The following is an 18323-nucleotide window of genomic DNA, read 5'->3' on the forward strand; positions in this document are numbered from 1 at the left end:
TATCATGTTTGATTCTCCTGTTGATCTTCTCATTCTCTCCAATGGTCCCGGAGAAATATCTACATGGGTGCGTCCAGTTGTCAAGAGATTGCGACAAAACTTAACAGAAGATCGATCCCTGTTGCGGATTTCGGTGATTCTTTCCCCTTGTACCCATTCTATGGGGGCGGAAACGGAAGTAGTTAGGAAATATCCGGAGGTCGATCGAGTCCAGTCGCCAGAAAAATTCTTTAATTTTCTTTTCTGGGGAAAAACCGCCGATAATTGGGATTGGCACTCCAAGGGCATCGTTTTATTTTTAGGGGGCGATCAATTTTTTGCCCTCACCATCGGTAAACGTTTGGGTTATCGCACCGTCATCTATGCGGAATGGGAAGCGCGTTGGTATCGGGGGATCGATCGCTTCGCCGTGATGAATACAAGTGTATTAAATAATGTTCCCCAACAATATCAGCATAAATTTACTGTTATCGGCGATTTAATGGTAGATTTGCCCACTGCTATCACCCCGGATGATGCTACCTTAATTGCACTCCTCCCGGGTTCCAAACCCTCGAAATTAGCCCAGGGTGTACCCCTAACCCTAGCTATTGCCGAAAAGATACACGCGCAGGATCCCCGGACTAAATTCTTAATTCCCGTCGCTCCTACCCTAAATTTAGCTTATTTGGCGAAATTTGCCGATCCTAGCTATAATCCGATGATCACTAAAACCGGTTGGAGTGCTGCCAAATTAAAAAACGGTGAAAAACCCTATCTAGAAACAGCTAAGGGGGTAAAAGTTGACCTAATTACCGATTTTCCCGCCCATAACCAGCTTTCTCGCTGTCATTTAGCTTTAACGACGGTGGGTGCTAATACTGCCGAATTAGGAGCGCTGGCAATCCCGATGATTATTTTACTACCGACTCAGCAACTAGACGCGATGCGGACTTGGGACGGTTTACCCGGTTTATTAGCCCAACTGCCGGGGGTGGGGTCTTTATTTGCTAAGATAATTAATCTCTATATGTTGCGGAAAAAGCGTTTATATGCCTGGCCAAATATTTGGGCCGGTGCAGAAATTGTTCCGGAATTATTGGGGGAATTACAACCAGAAGAAGTGGCAAATCTGGCTATATCTTGGTTAGAAAATCCCGAACAATTAGAGGCTATCCGGCAAAAATTGCGGGCAGTGCGTGGGCAAGCAGGAGCAGTGGATAAGTTAGTATCTATTATTGCCGAACAACTGTCTAGTTTCTAATCAATTAGATAATTAGGGTTTGCTGAATAAATCTAAAAACCTTGTTGGGTAAGACTTTTAGACTTTTTGTCAATCAAAAAGTACCAGGTATGGGAGTGATCAGGGGGAAAATTCCGGGACTTTTTCCCTAAAAATTAGGTAATTGGCCACCTCAAAACCGGTAAAACCCCACACCCCACACCCCACACCCCACACCCTGCCCCCACCGAAAAACTTTTTCAGCAGACCCGAATTAAGCTTGTTGGTAGTGAGGATCAATTGCGATTAATTTATTAACAGTTTGATAGAATTCCTGCTGATAAAATTCTCGTTGATTGCTGTCGAGAGCATTAATTAATTGTTCTTGACAGTAACGACGATATTCCATTAAACTAATTTTTTCCAGAGCTATAATAGCATTTTTTATCTGTTCTTCTGGCTGCAAAATTTGCTGACTGGTATGTTCATTTAAGTGAAATAAAGAATTAAAATCACGATTTTTGTCTGCGGTGATTATCAATAAATGATTCTGTAAAGCTGACATCAAATCTCTTTGGTTAGTAATTTGGGTTTCTAACTCTAGAATTACTTGCCATAACCAACGATAATCAGGGAGATTAAAAATTAAATCTTTTTCATCCAAAAGTTCACAAATGAGCCTCCGATATTCGGGAGAATGGAGATAGATTAGTAATAGTAACCATTCGGCTTTTTCTGAGCCGTTTTTTTCGGATTTATCTAGGATATTTTTCCTTTTAATTGCTGGGGATTTTCCCAGAGGTTTATTAACTTGCTTCGAGAGATTTTTAAAAATATATGGCAAACGAGTTGCATCTTTTTGAGCCAAAATTTCAGCACAATAATCTAGATAAAAAGTGCGTTGATTGCTATCGATTAACTTTTGCAGTAAACTCACCATACTATTGGCTACTTGTTGAAAATGTAGTCCCTGTTTTAAATCTTTATTAACCAACATTTGCGAGATTTGCCAATCAATCCAAAAAGGAGATTTTTCGATCAGTTCTCGATAACTAAGATATCCGTCAGCACGAGATTTAAGAAATTCATCGGCATCTTTACCATCGGGAAGATTAAGGATTTTTAGGTTAACTTGTCCTGAATAAACTAGGGAGTTAATTTCCTCGATCGCCCGTTGTGTCGCTTTAATTCCCGCTTGATCAGCATCAAAATTAAAGATTATTTGTTTACTTTCACTGTAGCGCAAAAGTAGCTTAATTTGCTCTTGACTTAAAGCTGTTCCTAAACAGGCAACCACATTAGTGATACCAGCAGCATGGAGAGCGATTGCGTCAAAATAACCCTCCACAACTATCGCTAAATCTTGCTGAATAATTGCCTGTTTAGCTCGATCAAGAGCAAAGAGAGTTTTTCCCTTTTCAAATAGAGGAGTATCGGGAGAATTTAGATACTTTGGTTGTTCATTACCTAAACTACGACTACCAAAAGCGATCGCCCGTCCTTGACTATCAAAAATAGGAATCATTAAACGATCTCGAAATTGATCGTAATAACCACTACCATTTTGACGCGCTTTAATTAATCCTGCTTGTTCTACTAAAGCCACAGGATAGCGCTTTTGTTCCACTAAATAACGATAGAGCGTTTCCCAACCTTCTGGAGAATATCCCAGTTGAAAAGTTGCGATAGTTTCTGGGGTTAGTTGTCGTTGTACCTTGAGATAATCTAACGCTTTTTCCCCTTGGGGTTGACTAAGGGCGTGTTGATAAAAACTCACCGCCACGGCCATTATTTCGTATAATTGTTCTTTGAGGGATAATTTCTGCTCTAATTCCTGACGCTGTTCTACTGCCAGAGTTTTAATCGGGATTTGATACCTTCTAGCAAGATCGAAAACCACTTCACTAAAAGATTGTTTCCCCACCTCCATAAAGAATTTAATCCCGTTTCCCCCCGCACCACAGCCAAAACAGTAATACATTTGTTTGGCAGGACTAACCGTAAAACTAGGGGATTTTTCCTCGTGAAAGGGACATAAACCGACGTATTCCCTTCCCCTTTTTTTGAGGACGACTCTCTCCGAAATTAAATCCACAATATCAATTCTTTGTTTAACTTCTTCGATCGTATCTGGATGTAGTCTCGGTGTATCCATAATCAGTTATCAGTTATCAGTTATCAGTTATCAGGAGATTTGCTTTTATTTATTCTCCCCGTCTCCCCAATTCATCATTCATCATTCATCATTCCCACTCCCCTCTCCTTCTCCCCCATCTCCCCACTGCGATGGCGGCATTTTGTCCTCCGAAACCGAAACTAAGACAGAGACAATTGTGCAGGGAAAAATTAACAGCCGATCTAATTAAATTTAATTGAAAAGGCGACTCGCGCACACCGACACAGGGGGGAATTAGCTGATTTTTCAGAGCCATTAAACAAAAAGCCACACCTAATGCCCCCGAAGCCCCTAAAGTGTGTCCTGTTGCGCCTTTTGTCGAGCTTACAGCCACTTGCGAACCAAAAATGCTGGCGATCAGGTTTGCCTCCCGTTCATCGTTTAAACGCGTGCTAGTGCCGTGGGCGTGAATGTAATTAATTTCATCTTTTCTTAATTGACTTCTGTGCAAACATAGTTCTATGGCTTTGGTAGCGCTACGATTATCCACCGCCGGGGCGCTAACATGATCGGCATCGCAGGTAAAACCATAGCCCAAAATTTGCCCGTAGATGGCGGCATTTCTGCTTAAAGCCAGTTCTTCCGATTCAAGGACTAAAATCGCGCCACCTTCCCCCAAAACTAAGCCTTCCCTAGCTCTATCAAAAGGATAACAGCCCGTTTTCGCCAAAGCTCCCATCTGTTCAAATCCCACCAAAGTTAAGGGAGTGATCGGAGTTTCGATCGCCCCTGCTAAAACTCGATCGCATTCTCCCATTTTGATTAATTCTACACCCTGGGCGATCGACCAGATGCCCGTGGCACAGGCCGCCATCGGTGCTAACACTGGGGCCCTGGTTTCTATCAATCTAGCGGTCAATACCGAGGCGCGATCGGGTAAACTATCTAACCAGTTTTCTACTATTCCCGTCGCTGCCATCCGTTCCCATAAACCCTGACAACCGCGACTAGAACCGATAGTGACACCACAATCCTTTAAGGGAGGGGTTAACTTCGCGTCTTCAAGGGCAGCAATCAGGGCAATTTTGGTTAAATCCTCTAAAAATGCCGGTTTGTGACCGATTAAACCCAGGGGTAACGCGGGTAAATCAGAAAAGGGTTGTTGTCTAGTTATACCAGTTTTGCCCTCTAGTAATCTTTGCCAACTCTGACTTAAATTTCCCAGAGAACTGATCAACCCAATTCCCGTCACCACAACATTCATTTATCATTTATCAGTTATCAGTTATCAGTTATCAGGTATCAGTTATCAGTTATCAGTTATCAGTTATCAGTTATCAGTTATCGGAATATTAAATGATTAGACCTCGACCTAATATTATCTCAAGACCAAAAGTCTTTCTAGTCAAGGAATATACCCGAATAAAAATTATTTTAATTGCCTCATATTTTTTCAGTAAAATTGAATTAGCAAGGACAGATATACATTTCAGCTATCGAACTACTCAATTAGTACATAGGCTAAAAGCAAGCTGTGACTGGGTTATAATTTTTGGAGATGTCTATTGGGTGGGTTAGGGGGAAAATTAAATTATCGTCCCGCGAACCCACCCTAACCGATCGCTATTTTTTCAGATTTTCTGCACCGGAAATAACTTTGGCCGAGTCAATTTTATCCCCTTGTTTAATCGTATCGATCACTTCCATTCCCTTAGTGACATAACCAAAAACGGCATAATCACCATCGAGGAAATTGATATCCGACAGAGCAAAATAAAACTGAGAAGAAGCGGAATTAGGCTGTTGAGAACGGGCCATCGCGATCGCACCGCGTTTATGGGGTAAAGCGACGATGGGAGTGCGCGACGTGGCCTGTTGACCGATTGCTTTCCCATAAATCGGCTCTTTTTCGTCTTTGAGGAGAATTTCCAGGGGAACATAACGGGATTGCTTGGTTTCTGGATCGACAAAACCACCAGTTCCGCGACCTTGGGGATCACCACCTTGGGCGACAAAAGGCTGCGGTTCTGTAACCACGCGATGGAAAGTTAAACCATTATAAAAACCTCTCTCCACCAGATCCACAAAATTACCGGCAGTAACTGGGGCCGCATTGCCATCAATTTCGATCGTTACCGGTTTACCTTTGATGATCATCTCGACGACAGCAGTTCCATCTAAGCGGGGTTTGTAATTATCCATGTTGACACTGCCCGAACTGGCAGGTTGAGAGGTTTGGGTGATACTAGAATTATCGGGGGTGGAGTTAGCTTCTGGGGAAGAACAGCCGAAAAGTGTGGTCGTTGTGATTAAAAAAACACAAACCACAGACAGCCAGCCAGATTTTCTTATCTTCATCATTTTATAGCCAAAAAGAGCGAAAAAAGGCCTACAATCCCTCTAGAGGAATTTCCAGAAAACGAGCGAGTTCCGCTCCTTGATTTTCCAATTCCGAGAGGGACATCGGATCACCGACGCGAGTTAGAGGGATATCGCGACGCTGTTTAATCCGTAGGAATAGTTCCCGTTTCGGGTTGAGTCCTTCTCGCACTTCGGCCCGCACAGCTTGCACATCTTCCAGGGGCCAATCGAGATCAATGCGACGATTTTTGCCGGGGTAGCCCCAACGAAAGATTTTAACTTTGCCGGTTTCCTTATTAAACTCGTTGTAACCACCTCCGACATTCCAGAGGAGAGATAACCAGAGATAGATGGCTAAGAGGGTCCCCGCAGTGCCATAAAAGAGGAGGGCGACCCCTTGGGGAATAAATTGTAAGGCACTGGTATCGCTAACGAGAAGTAGATTGACCTTAAAATAACTGGAAAGACCGGCGAGGAGAAACCCTAGACCGCCAATAGAGACGATTACAGCCCAAAAATAGTTACTAGGGCGACGCGCTCCCACTACTTCTTGCCGTAGGATCAGGCTATCTTTACTTGTTGTTTGCGCTTTCATGAATTCTTTTTAAGGTTGCCTAGAGTTATTTTACCAGCTTTTTTCTCGCCACTTCCCCAACCCCGCCCCAGGGATGCAGCCGTTGATTTTTCTGGATGTACCCATGTTTATCATATATCATAATATTTACTTATAGGTGAGTGGGGGAAGTTTAGGGGAAAATTCCCTAATCGTAATTCTCATCGGCAACAATCATGCGTTAGATTTATTCGGGGTTTCCTTAATTTGTACCCAGTAACGGCACATTCAGACAAAGCACGGGTTATGGTCTTTTGTCAAGGGGGAAGTCCAATAATTAAATCTCTACCTTTTAAAATACAAATGGACTATTAGAAGTAAATCCGTAGTCAATTACTCATAACTTCGGTGGCCGATTGTAACCTTTAAGGTGTTTGTCCAAAGACCATATATAGACGCGGCGGCCTAGATTTTGATCACAAATTTTCTGCCAATCATGAATGATAGAAAGGTCTCCCAGTCCCCTACCTTGCATCGCTTGATCAGGAAACTCTTTTAACCATCCTTGCAGGTCTTCTTGCTTTAGAAAATTAATAGGGGTAAAGGGAGATTTTCCTTCAAGAGCTTGTGTTACCTGAACTACAAATGTTTCTGCACAAATACGTCGCTGATTGCCATCTCCATTTTGGGCAATATGATTGCCAGTTTCCAGAATGGTCGCCATTGGCAAAAAAAGAGATTCTCTAGCTTCAATTTTCTCTTTTAACTCTTGAAATATTAACTCAGATTGACTCGCCTTTTGGGGGACATTAAGTATCTCTAAAAAGATCGAAGTATCGATCAGACAAATAGCTCCCATCAGGCTACTTCTCCCTGTTTTAATTGCTCTAACCAACTTAGCGCGTTTTGTTGACGTTGTTCTGCTGTGGACTTATCCTTTAAGAACTTATCTAATACTTGTTTAGTCATCAACTGACCAAGAGTTCCCTGCACAATTAATTCGGGGAAACGCTCTAAATCAGCTAATCGGACAATACGACTATCTCCTGCTTGCGGATCTCGGTAACAACAAAGTACATTTCCAATATCACTATCGGGTACTGCATCTAGTAACGCCGGGTTATGGGAGGTGATCAGTACCCTCAGTTTTCTTTCTAAGGCGATCTCCCGAATTTGCTTAACTAAATTATCTGCACGACTGGGATGAACACCATTATCGATCTCTTCAATAATTACGAAAGTTCCAGGATTTACACTTAGTAGAGTTGCAGCAATCGCTAAAACTCTCAGAGTACCATCAGACAACAAAGGAGCATCTATCTGATGTTCTTTGTTCCCAAAAGACTCTATTAGTTTCACCATAACATCCTTGCGGTCTGTAATGATAAAGCGAATATCGGTAATATCCTGTTCTGGTAATGAACGAATGAAGTCAAGCAACTTGTTTTTTTGAGTCTCTCCCTGCTGACAAACTGCGTAAAGAACACTAGAAAGGTTAGAGCCATCTTCTTTAATATCATCATCTTTAGCGTAAGCATAATCCCGCATTACTGCTGGACGAGGATCAAGAAAGACGATATTCCTCAAGGTTTCTCGAATTACTTTAGTAACTGCTGGAATAATTTTTTGTGATTTAGTATGACTTTGCTGGAACCGACTGGGAGTTTCCAATTGATAAAAAATAGCTTGTCGGTTAGAACAAGGTATGTGGGGCTTATTTTTACCTTTGTTAAAATTGTTATACATCACCCTAATTTCATCGGTGTGTGAGTTGGGATCGCCATCAATTTTGTAAAGTGTTAATTCCTGATCTTTACTAGCTTTACTGACACTTTCTCCGATTATAATAAGTTGGTCTGATAATAGCCCAATTTCAATCTCGAAATCAGTCCAACCGTCAGGAGCGTTATCAATGTGTGTTCCCAAGGTAAAATACTCTTTTTCTGCACCGAAAAGATCGATCGCTTGTCCACGAGCAATTGCATTCCCGCTTTGAATGTTGCGTTCAATGTCATCTAACCTGCTGCCTTTCGCTAACCACGAAAGTAAGCGAATTGCTTCTAGTGCATTACTTTTCCCTGACGCATTAGCACCGATTAAAAAGGTGATGGGTGCTAGAGACAAGGTTGCCTCCTGATAGCTTTTAAAATTCCGAAGAGTCAGCGATGTTAACATACTTTTCACCCATTAAATCTTGACTGGTGCAGTTTGAGCATTTGTACTAAAAGTTCCAATACCAGCGCAGCTTATAGACTCTAACAAGTACCGAAAACTAGCACCCATAACCTTGAAAACTCAAACTGTAGGGCAGGGCATATCCGAACAGTATAATCTAGGCTTGGGGAGATAAGATCGCTGTTTATTGGCATTAGGGCGGAACCCTTACCCTTACTGCATGGGGCTTCTCAGAAAAAATTGAAAAGACGCTACTGGGTACATTTTTCCCTTGAAAATGGCTGTACCGTTGACTGTATCTAGAGTAGAGCGATTCTGTGGAGTTGGCTGTATGGTGATCGCTAACCTTATGGTGACAGATGGTGTCATTAATCTTTAGAGTAAGCGATTCCCTCTGTAGCCATGTTTTTGCTGGTTTTCTGCCCCGAAACAAGCTATAATGGTGGAAAGGTCAAATTTGAAAATTTTTGCCTCAAACCCTATCTGCGTAAAGACTTCAGGATTTTGTGTTCAGTAGCTCATTGGTATTATATGGCTTTAACTCAGGCTCTGTAAGACTTTTAGCCATAGCTAGTATTTTTGTACGGGTAAAGTCCAGAGCTAAATGGTTGCCTTTTTTAACTTTTTTATTGATCTCATTAAGCATTTCTACTTATTGCAAGGGTGAGATGCTCCCTTATGAAATATGAAACTAGAGGCAAAGTCAAAATTAATAATCGTCTTAATTCCAATGAAATTAAAAGATATTGTCAACAAAGTCAAAATAGATTCTAGAAAATTAACCCAATATGCTCTCAATTTAGACAATCCAAAAGGATTAAATAAAGCCATCATGTTTCAACGCCACTTAGGATATACTCAAGATAATTATGAGCCACTTCTACAACAAATCGCTAACAAATCCCTTGAAGCAAAAGCTGTTTATCAAAGTACAGATCGACATGGCAAACGCTATCAAGTTGACCTAGAAATTACAGGAATTGAACCAGGGCAACAAGAAATAGTGAGGACTGGATGGATTGTTGAGCCTGATAGTGATACAGCTAAATTAGTAACTTTATATGTGAGAAAAAGACCATGATTAAACCAGAATTATTTGACCTTGTGGAATTATTAGTTGACTTGCCTGAACATAACTTAATAATGGGAGAACAAGGGACAATTGTTGAAGACTACAATGATGGTTGTTACGAAATTGAATTTAGTAATGATCTAGGGGAAACTATAGCCCTTTGTTCTCTCCCAATGCAGCAATTTATTGTAATCTGGAAAGCTCAGAACAAAACTTGGTTATCTTTAACAGAAAAGCTAACAGCTTTAATCGATAAATTACCCAAAGAAAAGCAACAAAAAGTTTTAGATTTCACCCGCTCTTTGTATCAATAAAATCGGAAAAAATAGGCTATTCCATAATTGTTATGCAAATAATTAACTTAAAATAAAAAGCTAAAATTCATATAGGGAAGGACTTAAGGCACAAATAGGTAAATACCAAAAGATAGACAATAGAGTTAAGATTTGATATAATCGCCAAAAACGAGATTATTTTAGTTATGATAGTTGATAAATTTTTGAACCTAAAAGGAACCTCTATTCAAGGCTATCGACACCTAGAAAATATCGGTATAGTTTGACGAATCGAATCAAAAAATAAAAAAGCAACGGCTCGAAGGCGTTAGATTTATTCGGGGTTTCCTTAATTTGTACCCAGTAAAACCCCATTCAGATACAGCACAGGTTATGGTCTTTTGTCAAGGGGTAATACCAAATTTCTAAATCCATGACAGACATCCACGCTCGAATGCTTGCCAAGCCTGCATTCGTTGTGACGCAAATAAAGAAAAATGGTATAAGTCCAGTAATAGTTATAATTCCTATGTTGATGTTAACTTAGCACCCCACAGACAAGGTGCGTTACATTTTATTAAAGCACCAGGTAATAGCGGCGTGCTGCTACGCAGTGCCTTGGAAACCTCACTATCGTTCAACACTTCTCATCCATCATCCATCTTCTCTTTGCTGCCTCACGAGCTAAGTCGAACTTAATCTTGAACTTATTATTCTCCAGAATTTCCTGAATTGATCTAAGCTCATGATCCCCTAAATGGTCTGCTAAATAAGCTTCTATCAAAACCTCCACCAGTTGAGTAATAGTATCTTTCGGCATTTGAAGGTATTGCCGAATATAATTTATTGCCTTTCTATCATCGGTCAGCACTTTGCCACCGATACGTCTGGCAACAACAAAACAGGACAGTTCTGCATCACTCGCACGTTTTGATTGAGGGACGTTTGACATCTCAACTAAATCCTCGATCTCTAGAGGAAATGTTGTAATTTCACCATAATCAATTAGTTTTTTGTAATAATTTAAACTATCAGAATGTCCCTGCTCAAATTCTAATTGAACATACACTGTAGTAATCACAGAGTATCCAAGCAATTTAAGAAGATGAAAGCGATTAATGTACATGAAGTGAATAATCGCACAAGTATCGATAGATACTACGCCCATCATTAACTACTGACCTCCAAAAACGTTAGAAGTTCATTTAGAAGCTGATAACCATCTTCCAAAGGTAGCAGTAGCATATCTAGGAGCTTATGGTGAGTAATCTCTCGTCTTCTATATGCCTCTGTACACAAATCAATGAAATGCCAGGATAAACCTTGACGTATAATTTGTGCAGATTTACTTCGCATACCTGAAGATAGCGTTGGTGGAGTCTCAGGATCAAATTTCTCGTCATGTTTAATAACCAAAAGTTTTTCTTGCATTAATTGATCTTTTAAAGCTTCATTGAGCCATTTAAGATCAGATAAACGGATAATTACCACTTGAGAACTGACTCGAAATCGTTCAGCAATTCGCCGAATGAGACTAACCCAAGCTTCGTAGCTTTCTGCGGGTGAGTAATCTGACTCAATTCTTTGTTTTGAAACTAGAAAGCTGCCTGCAAAACTATTGGCTCTCCACTCAAGTTTAGACCGATCATTTAAAGATTTTAAGTATGTAACTTCCTGCCCTTCAGAAGAGTCAAATAAAGCATGACAGTACTCATGAGCGGCAGAAAAATTTTGTCGGTATAAATCATCAAGATAGTTGATGAGAATACAGTGACCAGCTACCGGATGGTTAATATATAGTCCGGATATATTTTTATCTTCTAATTGACGTTTGAATATATGAATGCCTTGATTTCTGATTAACTCAAATATATTTTCTACTGGCTGTTGCCCTAAACCCAAACGTTCTCTCTCCAAAGAAGCTGCTTCTTCACCTTGTCTTTTGAAGTAGCTATGATTAAACGGATATTGTGCGTAATTAGGAATTTTTGTAGGCTGACGCTGAAATACTTCCCTTTCTAGGAAATCTTCGTACTCACAAAGCCGAACAAATTCCTGAATAGCAATGCGATCGCTTTTGGAAAGGGCAGCGTTGCGACGAAACATTTCTTGAACTTGGGACTCTGCTGATGGGTAGTCGCCTGTAACGAAGTACCTGAAGTCACGGCGGTACATAACAGATAACAAGACCAACTGGTCGCCAGTAATTCTATTCCTGCCTTCTTCAATATCTAGATATTCCTGCAAACTTATTTGAAGACGCAATGCCGACTCTTGCGGAGCAATTAAAAGGCCTTCCCGCGCATCCTTGAGCTTTCTGCCTAAAACTACATAATCAAATGCCATCGCTAATGAGAAAAACAGGAATCCAGTCCCATTATATTGGGAGCATTTCATTGATGCAAGTGAGTAATTATATAGTCATTTCAATTAAAGGTGAGATGCTCCCCTATTTCTAGCTCGGATTCACTCTTGCTAAAAATTCTACCAGACAAATAGAAAAAAAGGGAGGTTTAAGAACCACCCTCAACAGTTAATAATTAGATGACAACCAAATTAGTAGCGGCCGGCATTGGGTTTATGAACAATAAAGCTCATGGTTTGACATTGTTTGATGTTGTCAAAAGCGATCACGCGGATATAGCAATCAGAATACTCGGTGCGGCACTCGCGAACTTCATTAAGAACTTCTTGGGGGCCAGAAACAGAGAATAAAGGCAGTTTCCACATCGTCCAATGATAATCCGCGGGTTTGGGATCTTTTTCAAATTCCACAGCAGGAATATAACCCTGATCGATCATGTATTGAATTTGTTTAGCAATTTGTTGATCGGTGAGGGGGGGCAAGTAGGAAAGAGTTTCGTAACGCTTCTCTTTAGGTAAAGTTTTCATGGGTTTCTTGATTCCTTATGGGTTGGGTAGATCATCAACATCGAGATTTAATTCCGATGTCTCTGGTTGACTTATAGCAGTACGGGTGAGACGTTCCAAAAGTTGCCGACGATGTTCGGTATTGTCATTAATAATTGCCGTTTTTACCATCTCTGGCAAGAACTCTAAAACCTGTTCGGCTAAATGTTCTCTTACCGTCATGATCCGCAAAACTAACTCTTTATTCTCAGTCATTAACCCCGCAATATAGGCCTCGCCATCCTGAATGGAATGGCTAGAAGTATAGTGACTCAGCCAAATAGCCAAAGTCGGATTAGTTTCTGACAATTGATCGATAATCGTGCGAACCGCTTGGTAAGTTAGGTAACTTTGTAAGACTTTCGCGGTATCTTGAGCAACTTTTTTCGGATACATTTTATACAGTTTTCAGTTATTGGCTAGACAGTTATCAGTGTTGAAATTCTAGCGACTGCTTGCCGATTTTGGGCAAGTCCCCGGCATTATTTTGCACCGATAACTGCTAACAACCTTCTGAAGGGCTGTATTAGAGGGTATCCATAGCCTCGAACTCGAATTTGATTTCTTTCCAGAGTTCGCAAGCGGCAGCCAGTTCAGGACTCCAACGGCAAGCTTCCCGGATAACGTCGTTACCTTCGCGGGCCAAGGAGCGTCCTTCGTTACGAGCTTGGATACAAGCTTCCAGAGCCACACGGTTAGCGGTGGCACCAGGTGCGTTACCCCAGGGGTGGCCGAGGGTTCCACCACCGAACTGTAAGCAGGAATCGTCACCGAAGATTTCCACCAGCGCCGGCATATGCCAAACGTGGATACCACCGGAAGCCACCGGCATTACCCCGGGTAAGGAAGCGTAGTCTTGGGTGAAGAAAATACCACGAGCGCGATCTTCTTCTACATAGTCTTCACGCATCAGGTCAACAAAACCCATCGTGATTCCGCGTTCACCTTCGAGTTTACCGACAACGGTTCCCGAGTGCAGGTGATCACCACCAGAGAGACGTAAGCACTTAGCTAAAACGCGGAAGTGGATACCATGATTTTTCTGACGGTCGATAACCGCGTGCATTGCCCGGTGAATGTGGAGCAGTAACCCTTTGTCGCGGCAGAATTTCGCCAGGGTGGTGTTAGCGGTGAAACCACCGGTGAGGTAGTCGTGCATGATGATGGGGGTTTTGATTTCGGCGGCGAATTCAGCCCGTTGCATCATCTGCTCGCAGGTAGGAGCGGTTACGTTGAGGTAATGTCCTTTAACTTCGTTGGTTTCTGCTTGGGATTTAACGATCGCCTCTTGGACAAAGAGGAAACGATCGCGCCAACGCATGAAGGGTTGAGAGTTAATATTTTCGTCATCTTTGGTGAAGTCTAAACCACCGCGGAGACATTCATAAACGGCACGACCGTAGTTTTTAGCGGAAAGGCCGAGTTTGGGTTTGATGGTGCAACCGAGTAAGGGGCGACCGTATTTGTTTAATTTGTCCCGTTCAACGGTGATACCGTGGGGAGGACCTTGGAAGGTTTTGATTAAAGCGACGGGGAAACGGATATCTTCTAAACGGAGACCGCGCAGAGCTTTGAAACCGAAAACGTTACCAACGATCGAGGTGAGGATGTTGGTGACGGAACCTTCTTCAAATAGATCTAAAGGATAGGCAACGAAACAGAAGAACTGGTTATCTTCGTTGGGTACGGGTTCGATATCATAACAACGACCTTTATAGCGATCGAGGTCGGTTAAGTTATCGGTCCAAACGGTGGTCCAGGTACCTGTGGAAGATTCCGCCGCTACCGCCGCACCTGCTTCTTCAGGAGGAACTCCTGGTTGGGGTGTTACCCGGAAGCAAGCTAGTAGATCGGTATCTTTGGGGGTGTAGTCGGGGGTGTAGTAGGTCAGGCGGTAGTCTTTTACGCCGGCCTGGAAACCTTTGGATTTGGCTTGCACCATTGGGATTATTCCTCCATAAACTGCATGATTAGTCGCACCTGTAAAATCTCGCCGTCAACCGACATAGATTTTTCTTAAGCTCCTTTCCCCTGCTGCTAGGAGCGAAGTTAGGGAGCAATTTTCACTAATGTTTTTTTCAACTGATCATCTTAACACGAACTTTATCCTATTCTGATCATTTTTTTTCTCTATCCCTAAAATTTTGATTGTTTTTTTTTCTCGGGGGGATTAGTTTCTTTAATCTGTCGTCATCTAACTTTGACAATCTCTACAAAAACACAAAAAAATCAACAAAAATTTACCTGATTGACACACAGAAACTTCTGCTCATCAGGCTTTGAGCGATTAAAACTACTCCTTAATTGAGGAAGATTATCAATAATTACAACCTCAAAAAATGTCGGCAATCGCTAAAGATGAATTAGATTTTTAAGCAATTATACCCAGTACCTAGAGGACAGTTAGACAGCAGTGAACTCTAGATAAATTAGGTCTAATTACTCAGTAATTATTGTTGAGATTTTTGGCTTGTGAACGATTATTTTCCCCTTCAAGAATTATGGTTATTGTTGCCATTAAAACGATGACGTTCTGGAAATAGCGTGACCAATAACTGATTGATATAGACCTTTCCGACCACCGATGCTTGATTCGGTCGGTTAGTAGTAGATGCTGGTTCTCTGGTTTCCGCGGGACTTGCCTCGGCCACCATTTCCTCGTTATCCCAAGGACTGGCCACGGTTTCGGCGACCACTTCCTCCATGGACGGGACTGGGGACACTTGACTGACTACGGGTTCCGGTTCTGGTAAAGGGGGCCTTTCCGGTTCCGATGGGGTCGCTGACACCTCGATGGTAATTTGACGGGAAGTATCTCCGATCAGGGAGCCGGATGGCACGAGCGACATCGCTGCCACAGAAGCATTAAAAATGGTTGTGGTTGACCCAATACAGGCATTTTCACCGATTTCACCCCGACCGACGACGAGAACACCTGTACCTAAAATTGCTCCCGCACCGATAGCAATAACACCCTGATAGGCGGTTAAAATTGTTCCCATACCCAGGCAAGCACCCGCACCGATAATTATTTGGCTATTGGGGGCTGCTCGGAGAATCACCCCCGGAGCCACGATCGCACTCTCATGAATGGTGACATCACCATTGACATAGAATTCCGAGCGGCTAATAGGTTGAACGGGGGGTAAGGACATAATTGACAGTTACTCAGTGATCAGTGATCAGTGAGCGGGGGTTAGGGGGTAGGGGTTAGAGTTTCCGGTATTTTTCCCGATCCGCCAACACCTAACACCTATCTCCCTTCACCGATCGCCGAGTCCTGAAATTAAGGGCGTTGAATAATCGATTCGAGAACACGACGTTTCGCTTGGGAGTCAATCCCGATTAGACGAACGTATTCCCCTTGATGGTCGCGCAGACAGGTTTCTAAAGCGGCCACCACATCGGATTCGCGACTGCTCTCGATCGGGGTGCAGCTTTGCCAAGAACTGGTTTTAAAACGACGTTTATCCGCGTGTTCGGCCCCGATTTTGTGACCTTGGTTCAATAAAGAGCGAATTTGAGTGATCGTTTCTGCGGTTAAGGTACTGGTTAAAGTGGCAGTACCGCCGCCAGAAGAACCAGAAGCATAGCTTTTGAAACTCGGTTCAGCAACGGTGGCGGTTTTACCGTTGCCATTGCTAGCCACCGAACCATCGGGACGCTGGATCACCGTTTCTAAAACCCGTTTTTTGGCTTTAGCATCGATACCGAGTAAGCGGACGTATTCGCCGCTATGTTCGCGTAAACAATCTTCCAAAGCAGTAATTACATCGGATTCGCGATTGCTTTCGATCGGGGCGCAACTCTGCCAAGAACTGGTTTTAAACCGGCGTTTATCCGCGTGTTCGGTGCCGATTTTGTAGCCTTGGGCGAGCAGGGAACGAATTTGAGCGATCGTTTCCCCACTTAAGCTACCACTGCTGCTATGACTGGCTCCGTTACTAGCGGGGGCGCTGTAGCTGCTGGCTTTGCCGCTGCCGTTACTAGCGGGGGTGCTGCTTCCCCCAGGGCGGTGAATAATCATTTCGACGACCCGTTTTTTCGCTTGCGGGTCGATCCCGATCAGGCGGACGTACTCATCGCTATTTTCAGTCACGATCGCTTCAATATCGCGAATGATGCCCGCTTCGCTCTTGGTTTCGATCGCAGGTCCAGTTAACCAAGAACTGGTTTTAAACCGGCGTTTATCCGCGTGTTCGGTGGCGATTTTCAGCCCTTGGGCCAGCAGGGAACGCACTTGTACGGACAGGTCGGAATGGCCGTTACCGTTGCCATGACCGCCGTGGACGGCGGTGGTGGTGCGGGCCGGTTCTCCCGGTGTGTCTTCGGGGCGTTGGATAATCATTTCCAGTATGCGCCGTTTAGCGGCGGGATCGACTCCGATCAGGCGGACGTATTCGCCTTGCAGGTCTCTCAGGGAGGCTTCTAGGGATTGGGATACCTGTTCTTCGCGGCCGCCGTCGATAAAGCCGGCACTTAACCAAGAACTGGTTTTAAAGCGGCGTTTGTCAGCGTATTCGATGCCGATCTTGTAGCCTTGGGAGAGGAGGGAGCGAACCTGCGCTCGAATGTTTGTATTTAAACTCATAGGTGTCACCGAATTTCTATATAGCGTCTCATTAGCGATGTTTATAGCGGCTGCTGGTGCAGGAGTCGCTGGGCTGTGGGCTTTGACCGGGACGCTGGGGGCGAGGTCGATATCGACAATGTGACGAGTGAAGGCTCGATCGATTTCTGTGACATCGGGTAAGCGATCGGCCTGTTGTTGGCTGGTGATCACGGAACCGGATGGCACGAATTTACCTGCGGGGATTTCCACGTCTTGAACGAGGGCGTGCATCATGACGATGCAATCGGCCCCGATGCGGGCATTAAAGACGGTGGAGCGAAAACCGATAAAACAGCGATCGCCCACATAGGCTGGCCCGTGAATGAGTGCCATGTGGGTGATGCAGCTGCCCCGGCCGATCCACACCGAATATTCTCGGCCGTCATCTCCCACCACACGGCTTTTTTCTAAACCGTGGATGATTGCTCCGTCCTGAATTTTGCTGTCGTCGCCAATGTGAAAGGGGGTTCCTTCATCGGCGCGGATGGAAGTCCCCGGAGCAATCACCACTCGCGCCCCGATCTCGATAGCGCCACTGAGGTTAGAGAAGGTGTGGACTTTGGCACTCTCGTCTATGCGCGTTTCCTCTGGGGATTTGGTCCGCTTTTTCGGACTAGCCGCCGTTGTGCGGACGACCATAGTTAGTCTTCCTCCATACTGAATTTGGCTGGCTGGTTGTTAATTAACTGTGTTTGGGTCCTATCGATTTCTAACCGGATTGACGAAATTCGTCTCTCTTGCTGTAGAGGGTGCGATTTTCTACGGTTATAGTGTCAATAATCCCCACCACCATCGCGTCAAGGGGGCGATTGTTCTGACCGTCTTCGATACGAGCCGCTCCTCCCCGGGACACTAGCACCCATTCATTAAGCCCCGCTCCGACAATATCACCCGCTACTTCGTATTTAGGCAAAAGTTGCCCCTGTGCGTCGATGAATTGCAAAAGCAGAAGTTTCACTCCCGTCATACTGCGCGGTTTCAGGGTGCTAACGACGGTTCCGCAAACTTTGGCAATTTGCATGGAATTTGTTTACACTAAAAGTTAGTT

Annotated in this window: 17 protein-coding genes; 3 read left to right on the forward strand and 14 right to left on the reverse strand. The window is 43.5% G+C overall.

The features are described from left to right. Positions 1 to 4: 4 nt before the first annotated feature. A complete protein-coding gene (locus tag N0824_RS17480; protein ID WP_108937678.1) occupies positions 5 to 1243 on the forward strand; it encodes a lipid-A-disaccharide synthase in 1239 nt (412 codons plus the stop codon). Between the two features lie 232 nt (positions 1244 to 1475). Here the strand turns inward: N0824_RS17480 and dnaG are convergent, their stop codons facing one another. The 6 genes from dnaG to N0824_RS17515 form a co-directional block, all read right to left on the reverse strand. Next, positions 1476 to 3356 (reverse strand): DNA primase, encoded by a 1881-nt coding sequence (gene dnaG, locus N0824_RS17485; protein ID WP_108937679.1) that lies wholly within the window; start codon positions 3354 to 3356, stop codon positions 1476 to 1478. 88 nt (positions 3357 to 3444) lie between these two features. Beyond that, positions 3445 to 4581 (reverse strand): beta-ketoacyl-ACP synthase, encoded by a 1137-nt coding sequence (locus N0824_RS17490; protein ID WP_108937680.1) that lies wholly within the window; start codon positions 4579 to 4581, stop codon positions 3445 to 3447. A gap of 359 nt (positions 4582 to 4940) precedes the next feature. Further along, entirely contained in the window at positions 4941 to 5678 is a 738-nt protein-coding gene (locus N0824_RS17500) for a peptidylprolyl isomerase (RefSeq protein ID WP_104395424.1), read from the reverse strand. A gap of 28 nt (positions 5679 to 5706) precedes the next feature. Then, positions 5707 to 6273, reverse strand: a complete 567-nt coding sequence (locus tag N0824_RS17505; protein WP_108937682.1) for a photosystem I assembly protein Ycf4 — start codon at positions 6271 to 6273, stop codon at positions 5707 to 5709. A 355-nt stretch (positions 6274 to 6628) separates the two neighbouring features. Continuing rightward, positions 6629 to 7090, reverse strand: a complete 462-nt coding sequence (locus N0824_RS17510; protein ID WP_108937683.1) for a hypothetical protein — start codon at positions 7088 to 7090, stop codon at positions 6629 to 6631. After that, entirely contained in the window at positions 7090 to 8406 is a 1317-nt protein-coding gene (locus N0824_RS17515; RefSeq protein WP_108937684.1) for an AAA family ATPase, read from the reverse strand. The genes N0824_RS17510 and N0824_RS17515 overlap by 1 nt, the downstream gene beginning before the upstream one ends. Positions 8407 to 9136: 730 nt before the next feature. Between N0824_RS17515 and N0824_RS17530 the strand changes: the two genes are divergently transcribed. Both N0824_RS17530 and N0824_RS17535 read left to right on the forward strand, forming a co-directional pair. Further along, positions 9137 to 9487, forward strand: coding sequence for a DUF6883 domain-containing protein (locus tag N0824_RS17530; RefSeq protein ID WP_002777278.1), 351 nt, complete (start codon positions 9137 to 9139; stop codon positions 9485 to 9487). Next, positions 9484 to 9792, forward strand: coding sequence for a DUF4926 domain-containing protein (locus N0824_RS17535; RefSeq protein WP_002732232.1), 309 nt, complete (start codon positions 9484 to 9486; stop codon positions 9790 to 9792). The genes N0824_RS17530 and N0824_RS17535 overlap by 4 nt, the downstream gene beginning before the upstream one ends. A gap of 598 nt (positions 9793 to 10390) precedes the next feature. Here N0824_RS17535 and N0824_RS17540 read toward each other — a convergent pair. From N0824_RS17540 to N0824_RS17575, 8 genes are all read right to left on the reverse strand, one after another. Continuing rightward, positions 10391 to 10924 (reverse strand): hypothetical protein, encoded by a 534-nt coding sequence (locus tag N0824_RS17540; protein ID WP_002777280.1) that lies wholly within the window; start codon positions 10922 to 10924, stop codon positions 10391 to 10393. After that, positions 10924 to 12099, reverse strand: coding sequence for an ImmA/IrrE family metallo-endopeptidase (locus tag N0824_RS17545; RefSeq protein WP_233256475.1), 1176 nt, complete (start codon positions 12097 to 12099; stop codon positions 10924 to 10926). The genes N0824_RS17540 and N0824_RS17545 overlap by 1 nt, the downstream gene beginning before the upstream one ends. A gap of 210 nt (positions 12100 to 12309) precedes the next feature. After that, on the reverse strand, positions 12310 to 12645 hold the full coding sequence (locus N0824_RS17550) for a ribulose bisphosphate carboxylase small subunit (RefSeq protein WP_002741682.1): 336 nt from the start codon (positions 12643 to 12645) through the stop codon (positions 12310 to 12312). A 15-nt stretch (positions 12646 to 12660) separates the two neighbouring features. Next, positions 12661 to 13059: a chaperonin family protein RbcX gene (locus N0824_RS17555; RefSeq protein WP_108937687.1), complete on the reverse strand. Its 399-nt coding sequence runs from the start codon at positions 13057 to 13059 to the stop codon at positions 12661 to 12663. Positions 13060 to 13189: 130 nt separating this feature from the next. Next, positions 13190 to 14605, reverse strand: coding sequence for a form I ribulose bisphosphate carboxylase large subunit (locus N0824_RS17560; RefSeq protein WP_002753365.1), 1416 nt, complete (start codon positions 14603 to 14605; stop codon positions 13190 to 13192). Positions 14606 to 15155: 550 nt separating this feature from the next. Further along, complete coding sequence (locus N0824_RS17565) at positions 15156 to 15818, reverse strand: carbon dioxide concentrating mechanism protein (RefSeq protein ID WP_108937688.1); 663 nt, start codon at positions 15816 to 15818, stop codon at positions 15156 to 15158. Between the two features lie 131 nt (positions 15819 to 15949). After that, on the reverse strand, positions 15950 to 17914 hold the full coding sequence (locus N0824_RS17570; protein ID WP_108937689.1) for a ribulose bisphosphate carboxylase small subunit: 1965 nt from the start codon (positions 17912 to 17914) through the stop codon (positions 15950 to 15952). A 70-nt stretch (positions 17915 to 17984) separates the two neighbouring features. Beyond that, entirely contained in the window at positions 17985 to 18296 is a 312-nt protein-coding gene (locus N0824_RS17575) for a EutN/CcmL family microcompartment protein (RefSeq protein ID WP_002734360.1), read from the reverse strand. Positions 18297 to 18323 lie beyond the last annotated feature (27 nt).

Source organism: Microcystis sp. 0824 (assembly GCF_003112475.1).
GTDB lineage: Bacteria > Cyanobacteriota > Cyanobacteriia > Cyanobacteriales > Microcystaceae > Microcystis > Microcystis aeruginosa_C.